This window comes from Pedobacter sp. MR2016-24 (assembly GCF_026239655.1).
In the GTDB taxonomy this organism is placed as follows: Bacteria; Bacteroidota; Bacteroidia; order Sphingobacteriales; family Sphingobacteriaceae; genus Pedobacter.
Genome location: NZ_JAPIVO010000008.1, coordinates 214,430 through 239,095 on the forward strand (window position 1 = coordinate 214,430; position 24,666 = coordinate 239,095).

Sequence of the window (24,666 nt, forward strand, 5' to 3'; positions counted from 1 at the left end):
ATCATTAGAATTAAAAGGTGAATTGTAAGGCTCCAACAATGGTTCTTAACGGTGGTAAGCTGACACCTTGCGATTCAGGGTCAAAGCCCAGATAGTTGGTAATGGTGAATAAATTCTGCGCTTGTAACTGAATTCTCAATTTCTGCAGCTTCATTCTTTTGAGCCATTTACCGGTAAAATCATAAGCCAGGTTTACATTTTTAAGTCGAATAAATGAAGCATCTGTCAATAGTGCATCAGAACTGGTATAATCACTATAAGCGTCATAAGCATCATCGTAGGTACTGGTAATCTGCGGCTGTCCGGGTAATCCGGCATTCACATATTCCAGTATAGGTTGTGCTGCTGCATTGTACATAAAGCCCGGAGGATAGAATGATTCCGACAGAATGGTGCTGCCTTTTTGTTTTACGAACTGGAATAAGAAATCGAGTGTAATATTTTTATAGCTCAGGGTATTGGAAAGACCACCATAAAATTTAGGTTGCGTGCCTCCAGCAAAATAGCGGTCACCTCTACCTATATCTGCATACCCATAATTTATACTGCCATTTCCGTTCAAATCCGCCACCGTAGGCAAGCCTGTTTGCGGGTCAAATCCTGTATACTGGTAAACATAATTACTGCTCAGCGGCCTGCCCACTACATATCGTGTATAATAGGAAGTCTTTTCTATACCAGGAAAAGAAAGCAGTTTGTTTTTGTTGACAGAGAAATTGAAATCACTGCTCCATCTGAAATTAGTGTTTTTAACGTTCTGAGAAGACAAGGTAAACTCCCAGCCTTTGTTTTCCACTTCGGCAGGAAGGTTGGCCTGATAACTGTTAAATCCAGCCTGGATGCTCAATGGATAATCCACCAGCTGATTCCCGGAAATGTTTCGGTAATAGGCGGCAGACAATGATAGCTTATCTTTAAAGAACCCCAGGTCTATGCCTATATCCGTCTTTTTGGTTTGCTCCCAGCGATAAGATTCATTAGCGATCCTTGTCGGAACCAATCCGGTCACCCCATTATAATTATAGGAAACTGAGGAATAAGAATCCAGGTATTGGTAATCACCAATCTGATCACTGCCAATGATACCATGACTTGCCCTTAACTTTCCGAAGCTGAGAAAGCTTAATCCTTTTGCGAATTTTTCCTCACTGAATACCCATGCAGCACCTGCAGAGCCAAAATTACCGTAGCGTGAATCCAAACCAAATCGTGAAGAACCATCTCTCCTGAAATTCAGGTTAAGAATATATTTACTTTCCCAATTATAATTGATACGTGCAAATACAGAAATGTATTTATACTGACTCGATCCGCTGCTGGTACTCACAGTCTGTGCAGAAGCCAAATCTTCCAGAAAAGCATCTGAGGGAAATCCGGAAGCTAATGTATAGTACGGCTGCTTGGAATTTTGCGACTGCCAGGTGCCGCCTAATAACGCGGTCAGACTTCCTCTTGATATTTTTCTGGTATAATTTAACTGAGGCTCTATAATGTAATTGGTAGAATTATTATTTGCAAAAATACTTCTCGATTCATTCCAGCTCACACCAGGATCCATGGATGACATTGGGTACAAACGGGATTGATCCATGTCTGCGCGACTAAATCCCAATGAAGTTTTGAATGTTAATCCCTGGATAATGTTATAACTCAGCGTCATATTACTCACCAGCGTGCTGGAAAGGTTATTCTGCACCTGGTTCAATTGTCCTAATGGATTGGTCGGCACACCAAATGGTACCCCGCTCCAGTATAAACTACCATCCTCATTATATAGCGGATAGTTGGGCGGGAGATTATAGGCGGCAGAAGTTAAATCCAGCACAGAAACATTATTTTTTTCTGAACTGTAAATAGCAGAAAACAAAACTTCAAATTTCTGATCCAGACTCCTGTGACCAACGTTCAGGTTGAAAGAACTTCTTTGGTATCCCTGATCTTTAGTAAAAACATTTCCCTGGCGAAGGTGGGTACCACTGAACCTGAAATTAGTCCGTTCATCACCACCACTTAAAGCTACATTAGCATCAGTCATCTGTGCCGTATTGCCAATCAGCAATTTCTGAAAGTCTGTCTGCGCATTCTGATCCCATTTTGTCAGATCATAAGCATCATCAGTTACAGGGTCTATTCCCGTATTTTCATATCCTTTACGCCTGATAGCGAGGTATTGCTGGATACTCAACGTATTTACGAAATGACTTACTTCAGAAAAGCCCTGTTTAACCATTCCCTCTACTTTTGTTTTACCAGCCTTACCTTTTTTCGTGGTAATCAGTACCACTCCATTGGCACCCCTTGAACCGTAGATGGCCGTGGCATCTGCATCTTTCAAAACTGAAATACTTTCAATATCAGCAGGATTCAAACTGTTCAGCGGACTGGTAGAGCCATTTGCTGCATCTAAAGCAATCCCTGCCTGCGCATTTAGTGCGTCTGCCAGAAAAGGCACACCATCTACAATAAAAAGCGGATTATTTCTTCCTGCCAATGAATTTGTACCACGGATGGTAAATTTCATGGGACTACCCGGAAGACCATTTCCCTGCGTAATATATACTCCCGGAACTCTTCCCTGCAGCGCAGCAGCAGGATTGGACGCAGGTGTTTTCTCCAGGTCAGGCCCATCGATTCCATTGGATGATCCTGTACTGGTACGCTTGGTCGAAGTACCGTAACCAATCACATTCACCTCGTCCAATCTTCCGGGATCTGGTTCCAGATTCAGATACAGTTCCTGGTTTCTGGTCGCTTTAAGTGTTGTATTTTTATAACCTACATAGGTAAAAATCAGCAGGGTTGCATCACGCGGAATGCCAATTTGAAAGCGACCCTTAGTATCTGTTAAGGCCACATTTGAAGCGTTATTCAAACGGACAGAAACTCCTGGAAGCGGCAGCCCGGTTTCATCCAGGACAAGTCCTGTCTGCACAAATCCATTCTGTCTCGATGGTTGAACTTCTTCAGCAGCATTTCCGCGGGCAGTTTTAGGTTCAAGACTTTTGAGAATGATATATTTGTTATCAATCATTTCATAAGAAACATCGTAGTCATCAAGTATCACTGTCAGAATTTCGGCCAGGGTTTTATCTTTAAAACTGTTGCTTAGTCTCTTACTTTGGCTAATCAGCGTTTCATTGTAAACAAACTTTATTTTAGATTGAGTTTCCAGCTGCTTAACAGCTTGTTCCAGAGAAGAGTTGTTAAAGGTGACGGTATATTTTTTTTCGGACAGAGACTGTGCAGAAATAGAATTGCTGCAGATGAACAGTAAAGTCAGCAGCCAAAGTACAGTCAGACCTCTGAATTGAAAATTTGCTGAATTACCAGTGTAATCTTTATGGTGTGTGCGGACATGAAAATTCCATGTCAAATATTTTTTATACATTTGGAAGGTTTAATTATTTGAGAAATAAAAATTATAAAACCGAGAATCGGAGGTGTTGTCGCACCTCCGTTTTCAATATTGATCCAGAGTAGTTATCTATTCATTAAAAACAGCCCCCTCCCGTTAGTTTAATTTTATTGTGGTCTACTTTATAGGTTGCATTGATAGAACTGCAAAGTATCTGCAGCGATTTTTCTAAAGATAAATTGGTGAGGTCTGCTGTCAGCACACAAGAATTGTACTCGCCCGTATAACCTTCAAACTGTACATTGAACTTCTGTTCAAAGCGGCTCATGATCAGTTCAAATGGTACTTTCACAAAGGCCATGTCGTATTCAGTACCTTTGATCAGCTCCTTTATCTGCTCTTCTTTAATGGCAGGAGATATGGATTCTACCTTTCCGGCATCAGCATGAAAGGATTGGTTGGCTGAAACGAAGTATATACTGGTTTGTTTAAATGCTCCTTTTTTGGCCACCTCTACTTTTCCTGTTAATACAGCAATAGCATAATCTTCGTTTTTATTACCTGTTTTTAAATTAAAACTGGTTCCCAAAACTGTAGTGATATAGTTTCCTGATTTTATCCTGAATGGCCAGCGTTTATTGTGTGCAATCTCAAAGAATGCTTCTCCATCTAAAACGACATCACGTGAATCTTTTCCAAATGTTTCAGGATAGGAAAAATGTGTATTTTTCTTCAGCCATACAATACTGCTGTCCGGGAGAATAATCTTTTTGATTTCATCCTGACTAATCACGGCATGTGTACTCAATCCGCCATCAGCTATCTTACCACGATATTGGGCAGTATATAGTGTGGCACCTAAAATGAGTAGAACAGCAGCAGCTATCTTAAACCAGACAGGGAACAAACGAACAGCTTTATTTTGCTCATCGCCCATCTCCCTCTGAATCTGTTTTAACAACTTAGCCTTAGTATGTGCTTCGCTCTGCCCTTCCATGTAGACTACTTCAGGAAGGGGGGTGTCGTACCAGGCATCCAGCTCCGCCTGTTCAGTTTCGCTCAAGCGTTGCTGTCTCCACTTCAGAATCAGAAATTTCACATGTTCAGGAACAGCCATCATTGATAGAATTTAGTTGACAATAGTATAGCGTATATTTTCCAGCTGAATACGTACGCGGATTGAAAATAAATATGAGATTTATTATTTTTGCTTCAATATTTCGCAAATAACAAGAAAAACATAGGGATCAGAACCCTTAAAAGACTTTTTCAGCACCTTTATCGCTTTGCCTATCTGAGTTTCTACGGTCCGTGGCGACAAACCCAACTCTTCAGCAATTTTTTTAGCACTCAAACCGTCATTACGACTCATTTTAAAGATAATCTTACATTTTTCAGGCAAGCTATCAACAATTAAATCAATTCTCTGCTGTAATTCCTTCATTTCTAAAGAATGGAACTCTTCTTCCTGGGCCCATAACTCCAGATAATCTGTCGTATCAAGGGAAATATCATTTTTACGGTACTGCTGCTTCGCTATATAATGTAAAATTTCATAACGCAAAGCCGCAAAGATGTAAGTCCTGAAAGAAAATTGAAGTTCTATGCGTTGCCGGCGACGCCAGATTTTGATAAATAATTCCTGAACTATTTCCTCTGCCTCCTCAGTGCTTTTAAGCCTGTCAAAAGCCTTTGCAAGCAAAATTTTCCAGTATCGGTCATAAAGCTCAGTAACTGATGATATATCTCCATATCTTAACATGGAAATTAATTCTTCATCAGATTTGGCCTTCAACTTACTCATTAAAACAATTTGCTGTAAAATGTCCTAATATAGAAATTATTAATGAAGTGATAACGATGCCGTAAATTGTATAATATCCCGGAGAAATATGGATATTAATCAACTAAGAAAACGGCTTAAATCAAACCGCAAACTACTGATACGCTTAATATTATAATATTATTTGATGTTTTAAGATGGCAAACAGCTCACATCTATTTCTTTGTTGCGCGGCAGGTCAAGAAATGGGAAACGTGATACTATTACGCGTATTTTCTTCTGACGGCTCCCTGGCTCTCCCCAAACAACTTCCAGTTCAGTGTCAGGTTCACCATACTCAATATTGACTAAACACAGTGAGATCATTGATCTGGAATAAAAACTGTAAATCCTTCCACTGGATATACCGACTATCTCTCCGTCTTTAAGCACATCATCACTAATAACTGCACTGTTGTTGACAGTCCATATTGGATTGGCTGCGAGCTCCATATATTGATAGGTCTCTCCTGTTTCAAAAAAAGAAGCCTGCACTTCAGCAATATCATCAGGATTCCAAAGCAATGTAACAATACGTCTTACAGGATTCGCTATGGCTTTTCTAATGCCTGCCTCCCCCGGAAGTCATGATCAAAAACAATCCTGTTGCTCCATCCTGCTTCTACAGGGTTACAAAATCTTTTATTCAGATCACGGCCCGCACTTCCACTGATGTTTACCAAAAACTGATCGAAAGAACCGTTCAGGTAATCCATAAAGCGCTGATCTTGCGGATATGCACCCATAAAGTGAATAAAGGATTGGTAAAATCCATTTTCAGTATGGTTCATTCCATAAACCTGCAAACCCAATTTTTCGATACGAAAATGTTCACCTGCTTTTATTATTGCCTGGTAAACTACTTCTGCATCCTTAATATTACCATGAACTTCATAGGCTAACGTACCTGCTACACCCACCCGAAAAATACGAACGTCCGCGTCATTCTTGTTTTCATCTTCACTTTTGATGATACCTGGACGGTGTTTAAAAAACAAAAGGTCGCGTAAGCTTTCTCCCGTAGCAGCTTCTAAAACCTCAAGTGAACGTGGTCCTCCAAGTTGAAATAAAAAGACTTCACCAGAAAGATCTTCCCCTACAACATCGTATGCCCCTGAGTCCACAAGATAATTAATATAAGGTGACAGATAATAGCTGATGTATTCATCTTCACCGATATGCAGCAACAATCCGTCAGCCATGATATTGCCCTGCTCGTTGCACATAATAGCATGACGTGCGCTACCTATAGCAAAAATTTCAAAGGTATTAACGCAGCTGTCTTTAAACAAACGTAGTGCATCTTCTCCTTTTATGCTATATGGGTATGCAGGATTGAGACCTGCATGGAGGTAACAAGTATTTTTCCATGACATAGATTCTTGCTGAAAGTTGGAGAAAGTATAGGGTGTCAAATGAACGAATGCAGTGTTATACATCGATACAGACTCATCATACGGCAGATACGGGCTATGAGGAATATTTAGCTGTGGACTATTCTGATCAGATTTCATAGGGCTAGAAATGATTGTGTTTATAATTAGCTTTCTCTCAGTTGAGCAAATTTGAGTGCATAGGGATGCTACCCCATTGGGTTAGAAAGAAATAGATGATATAAAATTTTTGTTAAATTGACCTAATGGGCATTTGTTTTAGAGAAGAAATTGAGGACAACTACCCCTGCGACAATGAGCAAAATCCCTATAAGAGCGGGAATGTCAAATTTTGTTTTGAAAACCACTACAGATATGATTGCAGTCAAAACGATCCCTAATCCTCCCCAGATAGCATAGGCAATGCCGAGAGGTATAAATTTAAGAGCAATAGATAAAAAATAAAAACAGGCCAAATAAGCAACTACGGTAACAACTGCAGGAATTGTTTTGGTAAACTGCTGTGAAGCATTCAGAAAACTTGAACCAATTACTTCAGAGATGATAGCCAGTGCGAGAAACAGATATTTCATGGTGATTTATTTTAAAAATAGATTTACAATAGCTATCACCTCCCGAATTAAGGTATTCTGCTTATGATGATACAAAGGTATTTATGCAAAATCATATTAAAATTACCTTAAGGTAATTAATAAAAATATTAAATTTCTGCTCTGATACGGCTGAGGCTCTGTGGCGTAACGTTCAGATAGGTGGCAAGATCCTTGAGCGACACACGTTGAATGAGTTGAGGATATTCTTCAAGGAATTTTTTATATTGGACACTTTTTTCTTCATAAAAATAGTTGAGGAAATAATTATTAAAATAGGCAATCCGCTCTTCCAACAATTTTCTGTTCCAATTGGATAACTCCAGTGAGGTTTGAAAAAGATTCTCCAGAGCAAGTTTAGGTGCTCGGTATAACAGGGAATCTTCCACTGCTTCGCAACTAATAGATTGGGTTGTTTTACCAGTGGAAATTGGGGATGCATCCAGCATTTCATTTTCAAAGCTGAAAAAAGCCGTGTAATTTTTCTCTTCCCTGGTAAGAAAGGCCCTGGTTAAACCTGTGCATACAAAAAAAACATATCGCTCGTTCAGCCCCGGCTGAACAAAAATCTCCTTTTTTTTGACAGTCACAGGTTTGAAAAGTATTACAAGCTCTTTAATTGCCAGATCTGAAAGGCAATAACGCTGCTGCAAATGGTAAAAAAAAGGCTCCATTCTTGATGGCTTTAAGTTTACAATTATAGCTAAAAAACGGTATTACATTGCATTAATTACCGTCTGGCTATCTACAAACTGCTCAAAACTAATAATCTTTCCATCTTTTAATTTCCAGATATGCGCCACCCTGGCCTCAAAGTATTTTCTGGACTTCTTGTTTGTACCTGTATAGGTACCATATGCAGCCACCTTATCATCTGCAGCAATATAATCCTCAGGCGTAAATTTATAATTGATCCACTCAGAACCTAAACGACTAAATACATTTTCAGCAATAGCCGAAAAACCAATATAAGTTCCCGCATAAGGAAAACCCCTGGCTTCAGTCCAGCTGATATCAGCAGCAACATATTTAGCGAGATTTTTGCCGTTTTCTTCAGCAGTAGCACCTTCATAAGTACTGCTCACAATTTCCAGATTTGTCATTTTGTTTTGTGTTATAGCACAGCCTGACAGTAGCAATAATACTGTCAGGCTGATGATAATTGATTTTACCATTTCATTTCTCCTGTATTTACTTTTGCACCTATTTGTAATGCGGTGTCAAAAGTAAGTGCAGGGTATTTTGCTTTTATGGCTTTAATTAAATCGTCAGAAGTTTTATTGGTTTTCAAAGCTTCCTCATAGAATTGGATGTAGCTTTTAGTATGTTTTACTGCTGAAATATCAAATACGCTTTGAGAATTAGCGTGGGCAGGAATAACGATTACAGGTTGCAATGCTTCAATTTTATCTAAAATATTAAGCCATTGTGTACGGGCTTCAGTAGTCTGAGCATCAGCCATCCAGAGGTTAAATGTTGTTCCAAATACGTTGATTCCACCCACAACCGCTTTTATGGAAGGTATCCAGACAAAGGTTCTGGATGGAAATTCTTCCAGGCCCTTAATCTCTAATTTTTGGCCTTCCAGTTGAAGACTATTGCCTTTCAAAACTTGTGGAAGTACAACGTTTGAAGTGATATTTTTCCCTAATCTCTCGCCCCAGATATCTAATTTCTTTTGAGCCGTTGCCTTAATAGATTCTACTGTTGCTGGAGCTGCATAAGCGGTAACTTCAGGAAAATATTTTTTAAAAACTTCCAGTCCAAAATAAAAGTCAGGATCAGTATGAGAAATATAAATAGTTGTTAATTTCTTCCCTGATTCTTTAATCTCCTGAGCTACTTTCTCTGCATCTGCCAGGGTAAACTGTGCATCAATCAGGATCGCATCTGTTTTTCCTGATACAATTACAGATGCCACACCGAAACTGCTCTCTGATGCATTGAAAACTTCCAGTTTTAAGTTATTGGCTTCAATAGTTTTGAGGGTTTGTGCATTAACGTCCATGTTGAATAAAATTAAAGTGGTTAATAATGTTATTGAAATTATTTTTTTCATCTTTTTTAATTTGATGATACAAAGATGTAGCCTTCAAAATCTTAAAAGATTGAACAAGTTCAATAAATCAAAAACACCTTAATTTTTACCTGCTAATTTTCTTCTGATCTTACTCAGAAACTCATGGCTGATGCCTAAATAAGCAGCAATGTGAAGATTCGAGAGCCGCTGGTACAGTATAGGATATTTTGCTATGAAATCAAGATAGCGTTGATCTGCAGTTTTACTTAAATTGTCAATCATTCTCCTTTGCAGTGCCACATGTGTTTTCTGGGTCATGATCCTGAATAACTTCTCTACTATAGGAAAATGAGCATAGGCATATTCTTTGTCAGACTTTGAAATGAGCAGTACCTCACTGTCTTCTAGCGCTTCAATAGAAAGCTGAGAGGGCAAACCATTGCTAAAACTATCTATATCGGTGATCCACCAATTTTCAAGTGCAAAATAGAGCACCTGCTCATTCCCATTTAAATCCACATGGAACACACGAAATATCCCTTTGATCACAAAGCCTTCGAAGCGGCAAACCTCTCCCTGTCTCAGGAGCATCTCTTTTTTATCGAAGGTTTTAAGTTTAAATAATCCTGTAAAGGAGGTAAACTCCTCATCAGAAAGATGGATATGTTTTTCAATATTTTCGCGAAGCGACTGGTACATAGGAGACATTTAAAATTTTCAAACTAGAGCAATAGGGTCTTAATCTTCCATGGTGTTTTTACGTTTAAACTTTTCTCTGGAGCTATTTATTCCCGGCATATTTAATTGCGCCCAATCGGTTAGATTTTGAATCAATGGCAGTAAGGTGGTTCCCCGGTCTGTAATCGTATATTCGACCATTGGCGGAATAACTGGATATATTTTCCGCATGACTAGATCGTCTGCTTCTAATTTACGCAAGGTAATGGTCAGCATCTTCTGAGAAATGTCCCCTATTTCCTTTTGCAGTTCATTAAAGCGTAATTTCCCGGCAGTACCCAGAACTACTATCACCAATATCGACCACTTATCTCCAAATCTGTCCAGCACATTTCTTACAGGACAAAGTTCATTATAATTCACGGGCTCTTTTTTTTTCGATTTATCTATCTGATTATCAACCATAGTTTCATTGGGGTAAGTTGGTGAACTCCTGGTACCTTCTTGTTCAACTGAATATTAGCGTATACATTTGACTAACGACACTGCATTAACTTAATTATTCATTTTGCTAAGTTATCAACATTCTCATCAGAAGTTTATACGGACTTAATAATAGTGACATTAATAAATATTACAATAATAAAATCTGCACAATGGGAACGAAAGTTTTGAATGATTTACTTCAGGGATGCCTTATAAAAGACCGGGCAAGCCAGAAACTACTTTACCAAAACTATTATGCATTTTCAATGGGAATATGCTTACGCTATTCTTCCGGAAGGGATGAAGCGATTCAACAGCTGAATGATGGTTTTATACTTATTTTTGAGCAGCTAAGTCTATATGAGGATACGATTCCTTTTGATCAATGGCTGAAGACAATACTTATTGGTATCTTCATCGGACAGTCGCGCAAAGGGCTTCATCAAATTGACTTCAGTAATACTGATCCACCGAAATCTACTCATCATTCCATTTTTTCTCCTCATATCAGTTATCAGGATCTGCTAACCATTTTACAGCGGATTCCCCAAACCCTGAGAACATTTTTTAATCTGCATGCCATTGACAGTTATACTTTTGAACAGCTTTCAAACCTGTTTATGATCAGTGATGAACATAGCCGGGCGATTGTTACCGAGGCAAGAATAAGGTTAGCGCAACATTTATCTAAGACAGCACCCCCTCCCTCTTTTTCTAATTAATAACAGCTAAAAAAGGTGAATCAGGATTTATTTAATAATTAGCTTTGCAGCGATTAATCCTAAAAAAATGCTGCTTCATTTCAAAAACAGATTCCCTCAGCTGGCACCGTATTGGGATAAATATGTGCAGTTCCAGAAGCGTACAGCAGTCCCTGCAAAAACTGTTTTACTGCACGAAGGGAAAGTCTCCGGGAATTACATATTTGTAGAAAAAGGCTGTATCCGCGCGGCCCTGAATACGAATGGGACAGATAAAACCATGCAGTTTTTCTTTGAGAACGAAGGTTTAACCTCTTTGGAAAGTTTTATAAAAAACGCACCAAGCGTATTTACTATTGAAACCATTGAACCATCTGTCATTTACCTTCTGCCCAAAGTACATGTCAAAGCGCTGATAGCTGAGCTGATCCATGAACCGGAATTCTTCAAGTTGATGCTGTCCGTTTTTGCCGAAAGACAAATCCATTACATGAACGAATTTGCCTCATTCATCCGGGATACACCAGAACAACGATACCTTAACCTCCTGGCTAACAGTCCTCATATCATTAAGCGGGTTCCCCAGCACTATATCGCTTCTTACGTGGGTATTACAACCGTACACCTCAGCCGAATAAAAAGTAAAATAGCAAGAGGGAATTCCCATTTTTAATTCGGTAACATATGTTATCGCGGACCAGATAACTGCTGCATACTTTTGATTATTCAACATCAACAAAAAAATATGAAAGCAGCAGTGATATACAGCAAAGGAGAATTACCTATATACACGGATTTTCCGGATCCAGAAGTTCAGCAGGAAAATGAAATTTTAGTCACCGTAAAAGCAGTTGCGCTCAAGCAGCTGGATAAAAGCAAGGCCTCAGGTAAACATTATTCCAGTGAGACCCAAAATGAAGATGGCCACATTGTTGGTGGTGATGGAGTCTGTCTATTGCAGGATGGCACAAGGGTATATGGTATCGGTGTTAATGGCATGCTGGCAGAACGGGCCACCATAGAAAAAAACAGGATGGTAAAACTGCCGGCAGGTATAAGTGACGCCAATGCTGCTGCCCTGGCAAACGCCGTAATGGGTGCGGCAATGGGCTTGCGGTTTAAAGCGGCTATCCAACCGGGAGATATCGTACTCATTAACGGAGCAACGGGTTTTACTGGCCGGGTAGCCACACAAATAGCAAAACATTACGGCGCAAAAAAAGTAATTGTAACCGGAAGAAATGAACAGTCTTTACAGGATTTGCTAACCTTGGGTGCGGATGAAATCATTTCGGTTAAACAAGAGGACGAAGCATTTATCCGTCAACTAAAAGCGATACACCATCATGAGCCGGTCGACGTGATTATTGATTACCTGTGGGGCCATACAGCCGAAATGATTTTGGCGGTTTTGATGGGCAAAGGCTCTTTTACGCATCAAACAAGATTTGTGTCGGTAGGCAGCATGGCGGGCGACCAGATCCAATTGTCTGCAGCTAATTTACGCAGTGTTGATTTACAGTTATCCGGTTCGGGACTCGGCAGTTGGTCCAGGGATCAGGTAGGCCAGCTCTTCGCAGAAATATTGCCGGAAATGTTTCAGCTGGCAGCAGATGGGATCCTCAGGGTAGAAACGGTTGAAGTCAAATTAGCGGACATCACCAAAGTATGGGATATGGACGTTCGCGACGGTCAACGCATGGTGGTGATGATTTAGAGCTGGGTTTCCCCGCTCTTTTTCAGCCCGCTATTCCATTTATTGTTTAGATATTTCCTTAGGGGAATATCATAAATGACCATAACCAGGTAGGCTGCTCCAACCAGCAGGATGAGCCCCGTTATAATGATGAGCAATAATTGCAGACCACCGGGCTGATGACTGGTATAATAATTACCGAACATCCATAACACGGCATAATGGGTCATGTACAAGGGGTAAGAAATATTGCCGGAAAATACGCAAAGCTTTTTCAAGCTGCCTGATAAAGAAGCTCCGGCTCCTAAAGCAATCAGCAAAGGGAAATAAAACAGTACAATCAGCGGCTCAGATAACCAGTTCCAGCTGGAAAATGGAATGACAAAAGCAAGTAAGAGTAATAGCGCAAGACCGATAAATCCTATGTTGTTTTTGATGATCCAGTTGGAACGGTAAATCAGCAATCCTGCTAAAAATGAATAGGAAATCCGGGCGCTTCCATCCCAAAAGGTAGGACCACTCCAGCCGCCCAACAGATTGCCGGACCGGTAAGCTACAAAACACAGCGCCAGGGCAGAAATAATGGTCAGCAGTAACAGGAAACCCTTACGAATCCGGTAAAGGACAAATCCGTAAACGATATTCGCCATATACTCCCAAAATAAAGACCATGCCGGAGCATTAAAGCTGAAAAGATTAAATCCACGATCGGCTATTACCGGATAGGGAATCATCAGTATCGAGCACAAAAAAGTTAAAATGATTTTACCGGTACTATACAGTTCCGGATGTCCCCCAAAGGGATCAAACAAAAATGCAAGCAAACCCAATACTGAGCCTGCGATAACCAGTGGCTGTAAACGGATAATCCTTGACAGGAAGAACCTGGAAATACCCATTTTTGCGATACGGTCATCGTAAGCATAGCCAATCACAAATCCAGAAAGGCAGAAAAAGAAATCAACAGCCAGAAAGCCATGTCCGATAAAGTTCTTGCCGGGATCTGTGAAGACCCACTCCATAAAATGAAAGGTAACAACGGCTAAAGCGGCAACGCCCCTTAATCCATCGAGAATTTCAAAATGCTGTTTCGGTTGCAGTGCTGTTAAAGTGCTTTTGTTCGTATCCATTTGCTATTGCCGAATGTATCTAAAAAAAATTAAGATCAGACAGGCTTCGAAGAAAATCAAACAAAAAAATCCGGGCTAACCTTTAAATGGCTTAGCCCGGATGGAAGATAATAACACCTTAAACAAGCGATAAATAGGTAAGCAGATTATTTCATGGTGTTGTTCATCAAAACGTAATCCGTCAATATCTGCCCTGCTTCCTTTTTAGAAAAATCCAGGTCATCATTTTTACCGCTGACCTCCCCTTTTTTCAAAACACGTAATCCCATTGCTTTACGTAAAAGATTATCTCGCTGCAGGGTTTTCACTTCGCTGGAGTCACGTTGTATTTTTAACTCCTGCTCGCTTAAAACCAGTGTAGTCAATGCCTCATTCCTGTTCAGCTCAGCATCAAAATCCGAAAAATAAGTATATGCAGGATTATTTTTTGCACGTTGAAGATGCAATTTAGTCAGCGCAGGAACAACTTTGGCAAAGCTGCCTACGGGTATGAAATTGCTTTTTCCAATGGTATCCCATGGAAGTGCGGCAGACTCAGTATCCTCACCATATTTTGATGTAGAAATCAATGAGGGCAGGCTAATATCCGGCCTTACCCCCTTATGCTGGGTAGAACTGCCGTTGATACGGTAAAATTTCCCGATAGTCAGGTTGAGCTGTCCCAGGACTTTCTTCTGCTCCGGCGTATTGCCATTCGTATGTTCAAGTGTTTTGTCGAGGTCTACCGGAGTTTGTACCGTTCCTTTGCCATAACTTTGTGTGCCCAGTATTAATCCACGTCCGTAATCCTGAACCGCTCCCGAAAATATTTCCGACGCAGAGGCACTGAACCTGTCTACCAGAACAGCTAACGGCCCATCGTAAGCTATCGCCGGATCTTCATCTTTCTCCACCCTTATCGCGTTACGACTGTCTCGCACCTGCACTACGGGGCCACTTTTTATAAACAATCCCGTTAGTGAGATCGCCTCGCTTAAAGAACCACCACCATTCTCACGCAGATCAACCACCACACCATCAACTTTCATTGCTTTCAGCGTATCCAGGATCAGCTTCACATCACGGGTCGTGCTTTTATAGTTCGGATTGCCAGACTGATAATCGGCAATATCCACATAAAATGAAGGGATATTGACGATACCTATTTTAACTGTTTTTCCATTGACCGTATAGGTTTTTATCTCTTTTTTGGCCGACATCTCCTCGAGAATGATCTTCTCACGCACCACGTCAATGATAACAGGTACATCGGTAATACTTTTCCCTTTGGGCAGTATTTTGAGCCGCACCAAACTACCTTTAGCCCCACGGATCAGTGCAATAGCATTATCTAGTCGCCAGCCCACGATATCCTGAAATTCGCCGTCTTTTCCCTGGGCAACGGCAATAATACGGTCGTCCGGATTAAAACTTTTGGTTTTATAAGCCGGTCCGCCAGTGGTGATCGTCTTAATGGTCACGTACTCATTCTCCGATGCCAGTGTAGCGCCTATACCTTCCAGGGAACGTGCCATCTGGATTTCGTAATCTGCCAATTTTGTTGGGGTAAAATAATTGGTATGCGGATCTACAGCACCTGTAAATGCATTCATAAAGACCTGGAAAACATCCTGACTGGTGATCTTGGCGGACTGATCCAAAAAGTTCTGATAGCGCTTTTTAAGCGTTTCCTTATTTTTAACCCTATCGGCGCTGGCCAGTTTCAGGTTCAGCAGGTCATATTTCACCCGTTTAGCCCATAAAACATCCATCTCTGCCGCTGTTTTTACAAATGGCAGATCTTTGCGGTTAAAGGTATAGCTCTCTTTTTTGCTGAGGTCGATGTTATTATTCAACAAAGAAAGGGCATAAGTCCATCTTTCACGGTACCTTTTCTGGTAGGTATTGAATATATCAAAAGCATCATTTAGTTCACCAGCTTTAAGATCTTCATCAAGGCGCGTTTTAATTTGATCAAAACGCTCAATATCAGCAGACATCAAATAGCTGCGAGAAGCATCTATAGTTTTAAGATAACGGTCAAAAATCAATACCGATACAGAATCGTTTAGGTCTATCTTTTTATAGTTGGACTGTGTAATCATTTTCACCACAATTTTGCTTGTCGTGCTTTGGTTATTGTCCGGTTTCAAATCGTTATCACCGGTTTTTGAGGCCAGGGCTATGGGTCCCGTGCAGGCCAGTACTGCAGTAAACGACAGCAGGGAACTTATTTTTTTTAACATAAAACAATTTATTTCAGGTCTGTGCTATTTATAAATTAAAGTATTTTGGAAAGCTTTGCTCCCAGCTCTTCGCCTCTCAGGTTTTTTCCAATGATTTTTCCTGTCGGGTCCAGCAGGAAGTTAGCAGGAATCGCATTGATATGGAACAGCTGTGTTGCATAACTTCCCCATCCCCTCAGATCAGAAACCTGCTCCCAGTTGAGGCCATCTTTTGCAATAGCATCCGCCCAGTTCTTCCTGGCATCCTCACCGCCATCCAGCGAAACACCAAGGATGGTGAAATTTTTAGATTTATACTGTTCGTAGTTTTTTACCACGTTTGGATTTTCCTGTCTGCAGGGGATGCACCAGCTGGCCCAAAAATCTACCAGCACATACTTTCCTTTGAAAGAGGATAAACTTACATCTTCTCCTTTCGGATTTTTGAAAGTGAAATCCGGCGCCATATTACCGATGTCGAGCACCTTAGCTTTTCCAATTGAAGACAGGTAAGCTTCCCCGGCTTTTGAAGTTCTGATTTCAGGGCTTAAAGTATTGAACAAAGTACTGGCCTTTTCAGGACTTGACTCAGGACGAAAAGTAACCCTTAACAAATTAAGACTCACCAATGAGTTGGGATGATTTTTAATAAATTTCTCCTCAGCCTGTTCTTTTGACAGCATCAGGTCTTTAAGCAACTGCGCATTTTTGGCATCATCCGGAGTGTTGACTTTCGCTTTTCTGAAAGCGGCTTGTAATGCTGCTTCTTGTTTCACAAATGGAGCTAAGAGATCCACCATTTCCTGCTGGTCATGATTTAACGGAGTACCTCCCACTCTTGCCCTGAACATGGAATCGGGAGTACTGAATTCAATATGACCATTCTCCAGGTAAACTCCAGTCTGATCAGGACTTGGGCTTGAAAATAATTTTTCTCTCGCCGGACTAACCATCACATATGCTTTCATGGGGACAGAAACAACGCCTTTGAGGCTGAACTGGCCATCAGGCTGCACAGCGGCAGAGTCAAACTTCATTCTTCCGGATTCCTGGTAAACCACATAGGCCGTAGTGGGTAATCTGACTTTAGCTATAGTGCCGTTAATGGTATATTTTTGCTGTGCAAAAGCGGCAAAGGGCACTGCAGCCAGCAGCATAACAATCACTTTTTTCATGAGAATATTTGTTTTTTATCGGTTATGAAAGATGCAGTTACATGAACAATTCCTTTAGTTTATTATCCAGCGCTATTCCTCTTAAATCTTTAGCCACGATATTTCCCTGAGGGTCAATCAGCAAAGTGCTGGGTACGCCATTTATTCCATAATAAACCCTCAGGTCATCGTCCCAGCCTTTCAAATCGCAGACTTGTGCCCAGGGCATTTGATGTGCAGCTAAAGCAGCCAGCCAACGGTCTTTATCCCCGGGATCATCTACGGAAATGCTTAAAACTGTAAAATTGTGATCTTTAAAAGTGTTGTAAGTTCTGATGAGATTCGGAATTTCTCTGCGGCAGGGTGCACACCAGCTTGCCCAAAAATCCACTAACACATATTTACCTTTATAAGCAGAAAAGCTAAGCGGATTCCCCTTATCGTCTTTCTTCGTGAAGGCCATTACCTTTTCACCTACGGCACTGCGTTTCAGGATGACCAAACGATCTGCAATACGCTGACCTTCGGCAGTAGATTTCATTTTTTCACTCATCTGGTCATACATTTTCAAAATGTCTTCATAATTGCCCAATCGGCTATATTCAGTGATCAGGTTTAAACTGAAAGCACTTTGCGTATGTGCTGCAATATAATTCTTGCCCAGCATGTCCTTCTGCCCGCTAATCGCTGCGAGCTTTTCGTCCAGCACCAATTTTTCCTTCCCGGTCAGTGTAAGGGATTCATGGAAAATACGATTTTCCTCCTCTACTAATGGCTTCATTGATTTGGCATAAGCTACAGCTTCATCATTTGTTTTGGATCCGGTTATGACAAGCTGCTCTAAAGAATCTCTGCTCCCCTTAACCGTCATCATTCCTGGCTCTATGAACATATAGACAGCTCTGCCGGGGAAAATCATCGTTATTTTTTGCGCTTCAGTTACCGGTGCCTTCCAGGTAAATTTCCCGTTCGTAACTTTCAAAGTGACAGATTTGGAAACTTTACCTTCGTAGTATTGGATGAGCACACTTGAATTGCCCAGCGCGCTAAGCTCGCCGTGGACCTGAACCTGACTAAACAAAGTTTCTGTAAAGCCAATAAACAGGACAAAGGTGATGATAAAAAAATGTTTCATATTTTTAAATGTTTAGCTTATTTCGATTGAATTAAACGGCGGAGTGACCGCACTGGAATAGTTGTTTTGATGACCATTTGTAAATTTCCCTGTGGCCTTTCCTGCGCATAGATAGAATGTGTGGTAGAAACCATACCAGCCATATTTCCCCTGTCATCTAAAATAGGTCCGCCACTGGATCCTTTTGCATAATCTGCAGTAATCTCCATCCTGTCACCCATCGGACCAATTTTATGTTGTGCAGTATTACGTGCCACAACACCTTTACTGTAATAATACAAGTATTCGTTCGGGTTGGTCAGGGTATGAACGGTTTCTCCAACGCCCAGCTCAGTACCTAATGGTATGGTACTCAGACGCACCTTACCGGTGTTGATCTTAAATACCGCAGCATCTGCCATTTCATTGTAGGCCAATACCTTTTCAATAGGAAAAACCTCACCTTTTAAATTCACCAGAAAAGTGATACTATCATTAACCGGCAGTGTTGCATCAGCTTGTATAAAATTCATAAATACATGCCAGTTGGACACACACATACCATCTGCCGTGATCGCCGTAGCCGTTGCATGAAGCTGTATCTTTTCACGCTGTCCTTCGGAAGCCTTAAAATATTTGCAGACCATCAGCACACCATTTTTTCGGGTTTTTACAATCTGCGGACCTGTCATTTCCCTTGTACCTGGTTTGTCGAGTGATGGTATATCTGCCTTCGCATCAAAAGGCAGCGTCAGTGTTTGTTTTCTCAGTTCCGCTGAGCTCATAAAGGTTGTTTTTAGCTGCGCAGCTTTAAGATTTTTAAGTACGTTGCCTAACAGTTCATCGTAGTCGACATAAATATCTTCCTTTTCATTTTGCGCATAAAGGGTAAATGGAGAAGATAACAGCAGTATAAAAAGGGGAGTCATAATGACCCCCTTAATTTTTAACCCTAAACGGCATAGATTCATCATGATCCTAAAGTATAGCTGATAGTTTTGCTTCCAGTTCTTCGCCACGCAGATCTCTGCCAATGATTTTTCCTGTTGGATCTAACAAAAAGTTAGCAGGTACCGCAGTGATATGAAAAAGTTTAACGGCATAACTTTCCCAGCCCTGCAGGTCAGATACCTGTTCCCAGGTCAGTTTGTCTTTTGCAATCGCTTCCATCCATTTTTGCTTTGCATTTTCTCCTCCATCTAATGAGACGCCAAGCACGGTAAAGTTTTTCGCTTTGTACTTTTCAAATGCTTTGACCACATTAGGATTCTCTCTTCTGCAAGGCCCGCACCAGCTGGCCCAGAAATCTACGAGCACATATTTACCTTTGAACGAGTTCAGGCTAACGTCCTGATTTTTGGTATTCTTCAAAGTAAAATCCGGTGCCATATTTCCAACAGTTAATCCTTTGGCTTTTTCCAGTTTTTCTGCATAAGCTCTTCCAAAGGTGGTAGCCTGCAGTTCGGGACTTAAACCGTTGAACAATTCAGTAGATTTTTCAAGGTATTGGTCCGGATTAAATGCAGCACGCAGCAAGTTCAGGCTCACCAGTGAATTTTTATGATTTTCTATAAAACCTGCCTGTATCTGCAGTTTTGCCATGGCCATCGACTCAAATACCTGCTGCAGTTGCGCCTGTTCGCCGGCATTGCCTTCGGCTTTCTTGAAATCTGCATTTAACTGCGTTTCAGTTTTCTTAAAAGGTGCCAGCAAGGTGATCATCTCCTGCTGATCTTTATTCAATTGCGTACCGCCTACATTCGCTCTGAACAAAGAGTCAGGACTGCTTATCTCTATCGTTCCGTTTTCTAGATAAATACCAACCTGGTCAGGATTGGGTCTGGAATTAAGCTTTTCACCATTTTGTCCGAGCATCACAAAGGCTTTCATTGGATTGGAAACAGTTCCTTTTATCGTGAATTTACCATTTGGTGCCACCACAGTAGAATCAAAATTCATTTTTCCTTTTTCCTGGTAAACAACATATACCGTTGCAGGAAATTTCACTTTGGTAACTGTTCCGTTAATAGTGTACTGTTGTTGCGCTGCAGCGGCAAAAGGTAATGCTGCCAGCAGCGTGATCATTGCTTTTTTCATTTGTTGTTTTTGTTTGATTGTGTTAGAAAATTGCGCACGCTACCGGGTAGCCATGCGCAGATTGGAGGTATTATAAAAAGAGCGTTTTTAGTTTTTGATTCAGTTCATCTCCGCGTAAATCGCGGGCGATGATCTTTCCAGTCGGGTCGATCAGAAAATTCGCAGGTATCTCATTTACTTTATACAACTGTGCAACCGGACTTTCCCAGCCCTGCAGTTCAGATACCTGTTCCCAATTCAAACCATCTTTGGCAATTGCGTCCATCCACAGTTTTTTACTGTTTGCTCCTCCATCGAGCGATACACCCAGCACAGTGAAATTCTTATTTTTAAACTGCTCAAAAGAAGCAACCAGGTTAGGGTTTTCTTTCCGGCAGGGACCACACCAGCTGGCCCAAAAATCTACCAGTACGTATTTACCCCTGAAAGAAGCAAGTGAGACAGGTATATCTTTTGTGTTTTTGATGGTGAAGTCCGGCGCCAGACTGCCTACTTCAACTGATTTGGCATCTTTTAATGCGTTTTTGTAGGTCAGGCCATTTACGGAATTTTGTACATCCGGACTTAAGCTAATGAACAGTTTACGGGCTCTGGTCATATCTTTCCCCGGATCAATATTCGCAAACAGCAGGCTTAAACTCACGAGTGAATTGGAGTGGTCTTTAACAAAAGTTTCTATCGCTTCGATTCTGCGGGTTTCAAGCTTTACATAATCTGATTTGATTTTCTCCTGCTCCGTATCATTGCCTTTAGCAAGATCATACTCCGCCACCATAGCTCTGGTTGTTTTTTTGAAAGGCGCAAGCAGATCCACCATCTGCTGCTGCTCTTCGTTCAGTTTTGTACCACCTACCCTGGCATGCACCAGTGAGTCGGCAGTAGTAACTGTCACATTACCATTTTCAAGGAATACCGCCACCTGGTCCTGATCGGTCATATCTTTGATTGTAACGCCGGTATGGCTCAGTAAAACAAATGCTTTCATCTTAGTTTTCTGTGTGCCTTTAAAGACAAACTGTTTACCGGTTAAAACTGCAGAATCCTGTTTCACTTCCTGATTGACTTTGTAGTTGAGGTAAGCTTTCGCAGTAGGGGCAACATTTTTCACATTTACCCTGATCGTATAATTCTCCTGCGCCATCGCCGTAAAGGGCAATACTGCGAGCAGCGTAATAATGGATTTGTTCATGCTATTCATAGATTTTTGGTGTATTAAATTCCTTTCAGCTGATTCAGTTCCTGCTCAAGTTCGGGGTGTGAAGGCATAGTTGCATTCAGCTTCAGCACCCTGCCGCTTTTATCCAATAGAATAAAACGGGGAATGGTATTGATTCCAAAAACCTGCTCAAACACCTTGTCTCTCACCATCCATTGTATGCCGGGCATATTCGGTCCCTTCCATCTCCATTCATGTGTATCTATAGAGATCCTCACAAATGTGATGGCCTTGTTTTTCATCTTCTCTTCCAGGGCAAGGAGGTACGGCTGCTGTATACGGCATGGGTAACACCAGGATGCCCATACATCAATAAGTACATACTTTCCTTTGAGGTCACTCAGTCGCATATCATTCCCCACATGCCCGGTGGTATCTCTGAATACAATATCCGGGACTTCATCACCTACCTTCAGCCGCGTGGTATCTACAGTAGTTTTTTGTTTCGCCTCTACAGAGGTCTCTTTACTATTTCCGCTAAACAGCAGGGCTGATAGGGAGGCTACGACAATCATTGTAGTTTTTAACATCTTGGTTTCGTTTTTTGTATGATTTAATTGGATATGAAAAATCGGATATATGCCCTGGTAGAATCATTGGCCACTGGTGGTACACCATATGACGAACCTGTATAGGTCTTTACCTTCAGCCCCATCACATACCATTGATTTTTCGGAAAATTTGCCTTGTCAGGAAAACGGATCGTTACACTGTCTTTACTTAATAATAACCTGGCAGGTACGGTCACCAGATCCTTACTCAGGATATAATTGCCGGCAGGCACTGGTGCAGGAGCCGGGTAACCCGGAAATCCTTCTTTAAGAATCACCTCGTTCACCTCATCATCCGTAAGTGCAACCGCCTGAATGAGGACATCATGTGCAGGAAATAAGGTGTTGAGGGTAAGCCTGAACTTTAATGAATCCGGGACTGTACTGTAAGCAGCGCTCAACGCACCATAACCCGTTCTGCCAAAGCTGGTGCCACCAAATACGCTGCCACCATGCATTTTTGCTTTAAGGTCTCCTTTGGTCACAAATACTTTAAAGAAGAAGAGTGAATATTTTAATTTGGAACCGCTTTTGGCTGATAAGGTAACAGGAATCAGGTAAATGGTGCTGTCCTTCAACTGAAGTCCATCATTCAATACCACATACAGTGAATCTGCCGCCTGCGTTGAGCCGGAGGCCAGGGGGAAATTACCCTGATGCGAAACCTGAAAAGCTCCTTCTGGAATGGCCGGATTTTTTTCCTGGTACAACTGATTGTACTGGGCTACAAGGGAGGGATCAACTGCAGCTGTGATTTCCTCTGCAGACTTAGCGGCTTCGGTGAGCACAATAGGTATCCCGACGTAATAGGGTGTGAAATTATAACTTTCGCCATTTAATGCCACCACATTACTGCCCTGCACATAAGAAACCATTCCATTGCCCAATCTGACCTGCAGGTTATCCGCATCACTCAGGTCTTTTTTACAGGAGAAAATTCCTGTACAGATCAGACATACGAGCACTGTGCCTTTTAAATTGAAAAGTGAGTGATAGGTGATAGGATATATTTTGTTAGACATGATCTTGATTGAATAAGGATTAAAAATTGCCCCTGTTACCTGGGATTTTGAACAATATTTGGATTGGCCGCAATGACCGTCGGACTGAAAGGAACCAGGTAAAGACCGGATCCTGCGGGAAGTGTTGCGATCGCAGTGCCACTGTCGTTAAAGCGTTTAATATCCTGCTTCAATGCGGCGTCTTTATTTAATCTTTTCAGGTCAAATAAACGCAGACCACCGTGGTAAAACAACTCACGTCGCCTTTCATCCAGTACATAGCCTAAAATGTTGGCTGCGGTGTAAGTACGACTGTCTGTAATATAGGTAGGTAACCTGTTTATCCTTAGTTTAGCCAGCAGCGCACCAGCCTCGGCAAAAGAGCCGGCACGGGCCAGACATTCTGCCTTGATCAGCATCACCTCAGGCACACCCACACTATGGTCAAAAACCATTGAATTCCCCGTTGAAAGACGATAAATCGCAGGCGAAAACCTGGAAGCGGATGCAAATTTTTTACTGTACCTCAAATCAGAAGTGGTTAAAGTTGAAGTCAGGCTCGCGCTCGGCATCAGCGTAGTGGAATAAAACGAGATAAAAGCAAGATCTGTAGTCATCCTCCCCAGCAAAATTTCCGGATTAGGTACCAGGTCTGGCAATTGCGATGGATTGAAATAGGTACTGAGGCTGTAATTTTGTAAAGAACTTTGCGTCGCCAGTGTAGAATCCGCATAATTCAACGCAGCAGTATAATCACCCTGATACAAATATGCTCTTGCCAGCAATGCATAACCTGATGCTTTTCCGGGATGGATAATGTCAACCCCTTTACCCGGTAAATATGGATTGCTGACAGCCGCCTTCAGGTCGCCAATCACCTGTGCATATACCTGTGCTACGCTGGCCCTTCCCGGCAGGGCATTGGTGCCGGCGGTAGTGACCAATGGCACACCCGGATCTGTCGCCGAAGTTACTGCATCATAAGCTGCACCATAAGCGTTTACCAGCTGCAGATAATACCAGGCCCTGTTGATCAGGGCCTGCGAAACTACTGTGCTTTTATTTTGCGGGGTATTGGAAGCATCATCTGGTGCCGCATCTATCCGGTTAAGAATAATATTCATTTGCAGTATCCTGGAATACGTCGAGTTGTACATCACGTCAGCATCAGCAGGATTCCAGATGGAACTTTGCCACAGGTAACTCCGCTGGTAATAATTGCTGGCAGTTGCCACCTGCGTATTGGACAAGGTCATGTCATCGCTCATCAGGTCCAGCAGGAAAAAATGGCAATTGCTTAACGTGTCGCCATTCAGTATTTCCTGAAAATCTTTAACAGTAGTCGGATTGATACTGGTGGAAGGAGGCGACACATCCAGAAACTTTTTACAGCCTGGTAATACCCACAGTCCGCAAATTACTAAAACAAAAAATATTGATCTTTTATACATCATCAT

General features: G+C 41.5%; 24 protein-coding genes. 3 read left to right on the forward strand and 21 right to left on the reverse strand.

Annotated features, from left to right (window positions below; genetic code table 11):
* Positions 1 to 10: 10 nt before the first annotated feature.
* The 11 genes from OQX62_RS21680 to OQX62_RS21730 all read right to left on the reverse strand — a co-directional run bounded on the left by OQX62_RS21680 (position 11) and on the right by OQX62_RS21730 (position 10,324).
* Positions 11 to 3,388: a SusC/RagA family TonB-linked outer membrane protein gene (locus OQX62_RS21680; protein WP_265833755.1), complete on the reverse strand. Its 3,378-nt coding sequence runs from the start codon at positions 3,386 to 3,388 to the stop codon at positions 11 to 13.
* Positions 3,389 to 3,491: 103 nt separating this feature from the next.
* Positions 3,492 to 4,475: a FecR family protein gene (locus OQX62_RS21685; protein WP_265833756.1), complete on the reverse strand. Its 984-nt coding sequence runs from the start codon at positions 4,473 to 4,475 to the stop codon at positions 3,492 to 3,494.
* Between the two features lie 81 nt (positions 4,476 to 4,556).
* On the reverse strand, positions 4,557 to 5,159 hold the full coding sequence (locus OQX62_RS21690; RefSeq protein WP_265833757.1) for an RNA polymerase sigma-70 factor: 603 nt from the start codon (positions 5,157 to 5,159) through the stop codon (positions 4,557 to 4,559).
* A 171-nt stretch (positions 5,160 to 5,330) separates the two neighbouring features.
* Positions 5,331 to 5,702, reverse strand: coding sequence for a hypothetical protein (locus OQX62_RS21695; protein ID WP_265833758.1), 372 nt, complete (start codon positions 5,700 to 5,702; stop codon positions 5,331 to 5,333).
* A 26-nt stretch (positions 5,703 to 5,728) separates the two neighbouring features.
* Complete coding sequence (locus tag OQX62_RS21700; RefSeq protein ID WP_265833759.1) at positions 5,729 to 6,691, reverse strand: hypothetical protein; 963 nt, start codon at positions 6,689 to 6,691, stop codon at positions 5,729 to 5,731.
* A gap of 122 nt (positions 6,692 to 6,813) precedes the next feature.
* A complete protein-coding gene (locus OQX62_RS21705; protein ID WP_265833760.1) occupies positions 6,814 to 7,143 on the reverse strand; it encodes a DMT family transporter in 330 nt (109 codons plus the stop codon).
* Positions 7,144 to 7,271: 128 nt separating this feature from the next.
* Positions 7,272 to 7,835 (reverse strand): Crp/Fnr family transcriptional regulator, encoded by a 564-nt coding sequence (locus tag OQX62_RS21710; protein WP_265833761.1) that lies wholly within the window; start codon positions 7,833 to 7,835, stop codon positions 7,272 to 7,274.
* Positions 7,836 to 7,877: 42 nt separating this feature from the next.
* A complete protein-coding gene (locus tag OQX62_RS21715; RefSeq protein WP_265833762.1) occupies positions 7,878 to 8,264 on the reverse strand; it encodes a nuclear transport factor 2 family protein in 387 nt (128 codons plus the stop codon).
* 65 nt (positions 8,265 to 8,329) lie between these two features.
* Entirely contained in the window at positions 8,330 to 9,220 is an 891-nt protein-coding gene (locus OQX62_RS21720; protein WP_265833763.1) for an MBL fold metallo-hydrolase, read from the reverse strand.
* Between the two features lie 78 nt (positions 9,221 to 9,298).
* Positions 9,299 to 9,889, reverse strand: coding sequence for a Crp/Fnr family transcriptional regulator (locus tag OQX62_RS21725; protein WP_265833764.1), 591 nt, complete (start codon positions 9,887 to 9,889; stop codon positions 9,299 to 9,301).
* Between the two features lie 30 nt (positions 9,890 to 9,919).
* Positions 9,920 to 10,324, reverse strand: a complete 405-nt coding sequence (locus tag OQX62_RS21730; RefSeq protein WP_265833765.1) for a winged helix-turn-helix transcriptional regulator — start codon at positions 10,322 to 10,324, stop codon at positions 9,920 to 9,922.
* Positions 10,325 to 10,515: 191 nt separating this feature from the next.
* Here OQX62_RS21730 and OQX62_RS21735 point away from each other — a divergent pair, with 191 nt between their 5' ends.
* The 3 genes from OQX62_RS21735 to OQX62_RS21745 all read left to right on the forward strand — a co-directional run bounded on the left by OQX62_RS21735 (position 10,516) and on the right by OQX62_RS21745 (position 12,763).
* A complete protein-coding gene (locus OQX62_RS21735; protein WP_265833766.1) occupies positions 10,516 to 11,067 on the forward strand; it encodes an RNA polymerase sigma factor in 552 nt (183 codons plus the stop codon).
* A gap of 67 nt (positions 11,068 to 11,134) precedes the next feature.
* Entirely contained in the window at positions 11,135 to 11,719 is a 585-nt protein-coding gene (locus OQX62_RS21740; protein WP_265833767.1) for a Crp/Fnr family transcriptional regulator, read from the forward strand.
* A 72-nt stretch (positions 11,720 to 11,791) separates the two neighbouring features.
* Positions 11,792 to 12,763 (forward strand): quinone oxidoreductase family protein, encoded by a 972-nt coding sequence (locus tag OQX62_RS21745; protein ID WP_265833768.1) that lies wholly within the window; start codon positions 11,792 to 11,794, stop codon positions 12,761 to 12,763.
* Here the strand turns inward: OQX62_RS21745 and OQX62_RS21750 are convergent.
* The 10 genes from OQX62_RS21750 to OQX62_RS21795 all read right to left on the reverse strand — a co-directional run bounded on the left by OQX62_RS21750 (position 12,760) and on the right by OQX62_RS21795 (position 24,666).
* Entirely contained in the window at positions 12,760 to 13,872 is a 1,113-nt protein-coding gene (locus OQX62_RS21750; protein WP_265833769.1) for an acyltransferase family protein, read from the reverse strand. The genes OQX62_RS21745 and OQX62_RS21750 overlap by 4 nt on opposite strands.
* A 146-nt stretch (positions 13,873 to 14,018) precedes the next feature.
* Positions 14,019 to 16,097: a carboxy terminal-processing peptidase gene (locus OQX62_RS21755; protein WP_265833770.1), complete on the reverse strand. Its 2,079-nt coding sequence runs from the start codon at positions 16,095 to 16,097 to the stop codon at positions 14,019 to 14,021.
* Positions 16,098 to 16,132: 35 nt separating this feature from the next.
* Complete coding sequence (locus OQX62_RS21760) at positions 16,133 to 17,251, reverse strand: TlpA disulfide reductase family protein (protein ID WP_265833771.1); 1,119 nt, start codon at positions 17,249 to 17,251, stop codon at positions 16,133 to 16,135.
* A gap of 37 nt (positions 17,252 to 17,288) precedes the next feature.
* Positions 17,289 to 18,365: a TlpA disulfide reductase family protein gene (locus OQX62_RS21765; RefSeq protein ID WP_265833772.1), complete on the reverse strand. Its 1,077-nt coding sequence runs from the start codon at positions 18,363 to 18,365 to the stop codon at positions 17,289 to 17,291.
* A 17-nt stretch (positions 18,366 to 18,382) separates the two neighbouring features.
* A complete protein-coding gene (locus OQX62_RS21770; protein ID WP_265833773.1) occupies positions 18,383 to 19,318 on the reverse strand; it encodes a S1 family peptidase in 936 nt (311 codons plus the stop codon).
* A 4-nt stretch (positions 19,319 to 19,322) separates the two neighbouring features.
* Positions 19,323 to 20,441, reverse strand: a complete 1,119-nt coding sequence (locus OQX62_RS21775; RefSeq protein WP_265833774.1) for a TlpA disulfide reductase family protein — start codon at positions 20,439 to 20,441, stop codon at positions 19,323 to 19,325.
* 70 nt (positions 20,442 to 20,511) lie between these two features.
* Positions 20,512 to 21,630 (reverse strand): TlpA disulfide reductase family protein, encoded by a 1,119-nt coding sequence (locus tag OQX62_RS21780; RefSeq protein WP_265833775.1) that lies wholly within the window; start codon positions 21,628 to 21,630, stop codon positions 20,512 to 20,514.
* 23 nt (positions 21,631 to 21,653) lie between these two features.
* Positions 21,654 to 22,187 (reverse strand): TlpA family protein disulfide reductase, encoded by a 534-nt coding sequence (locus tag OQX62_RS21785; RefSeq protein ID WP_265833776.1) that lies wholly within the window; start codon positions 22,185 to 22,187, stop codon positions 21,654 to 21,656.
* A 23-nt stretch (positions 22,188 to 22,210) separates the two neighbouring features.
* A complete protein-coding gene (locus OQX62_RS21790) occupies positions 22,211 to 23,230 on the reverse strand; it encodes a DUF1735 domain-containing protein (protein ID WP_265833777.1) in 1,020 nt (339 codons plus the stop codon).
* Positions 23,231 to 23,265: 35 nt separating this feature from the next.
* Positions 23,266 to 24,666 carry a RagB/SusD family nutrient uptake outer membrane protein gene (locus OQX62_RS21795; protein WP_265833778.1) on the reverse strand — a complete coding sequence of 467 codons (1,401 nt, stop codon included), beginning with the start codon at positions 24,664 to 24,666 and terminating at the stop codon, positions 23,266 to 23,268.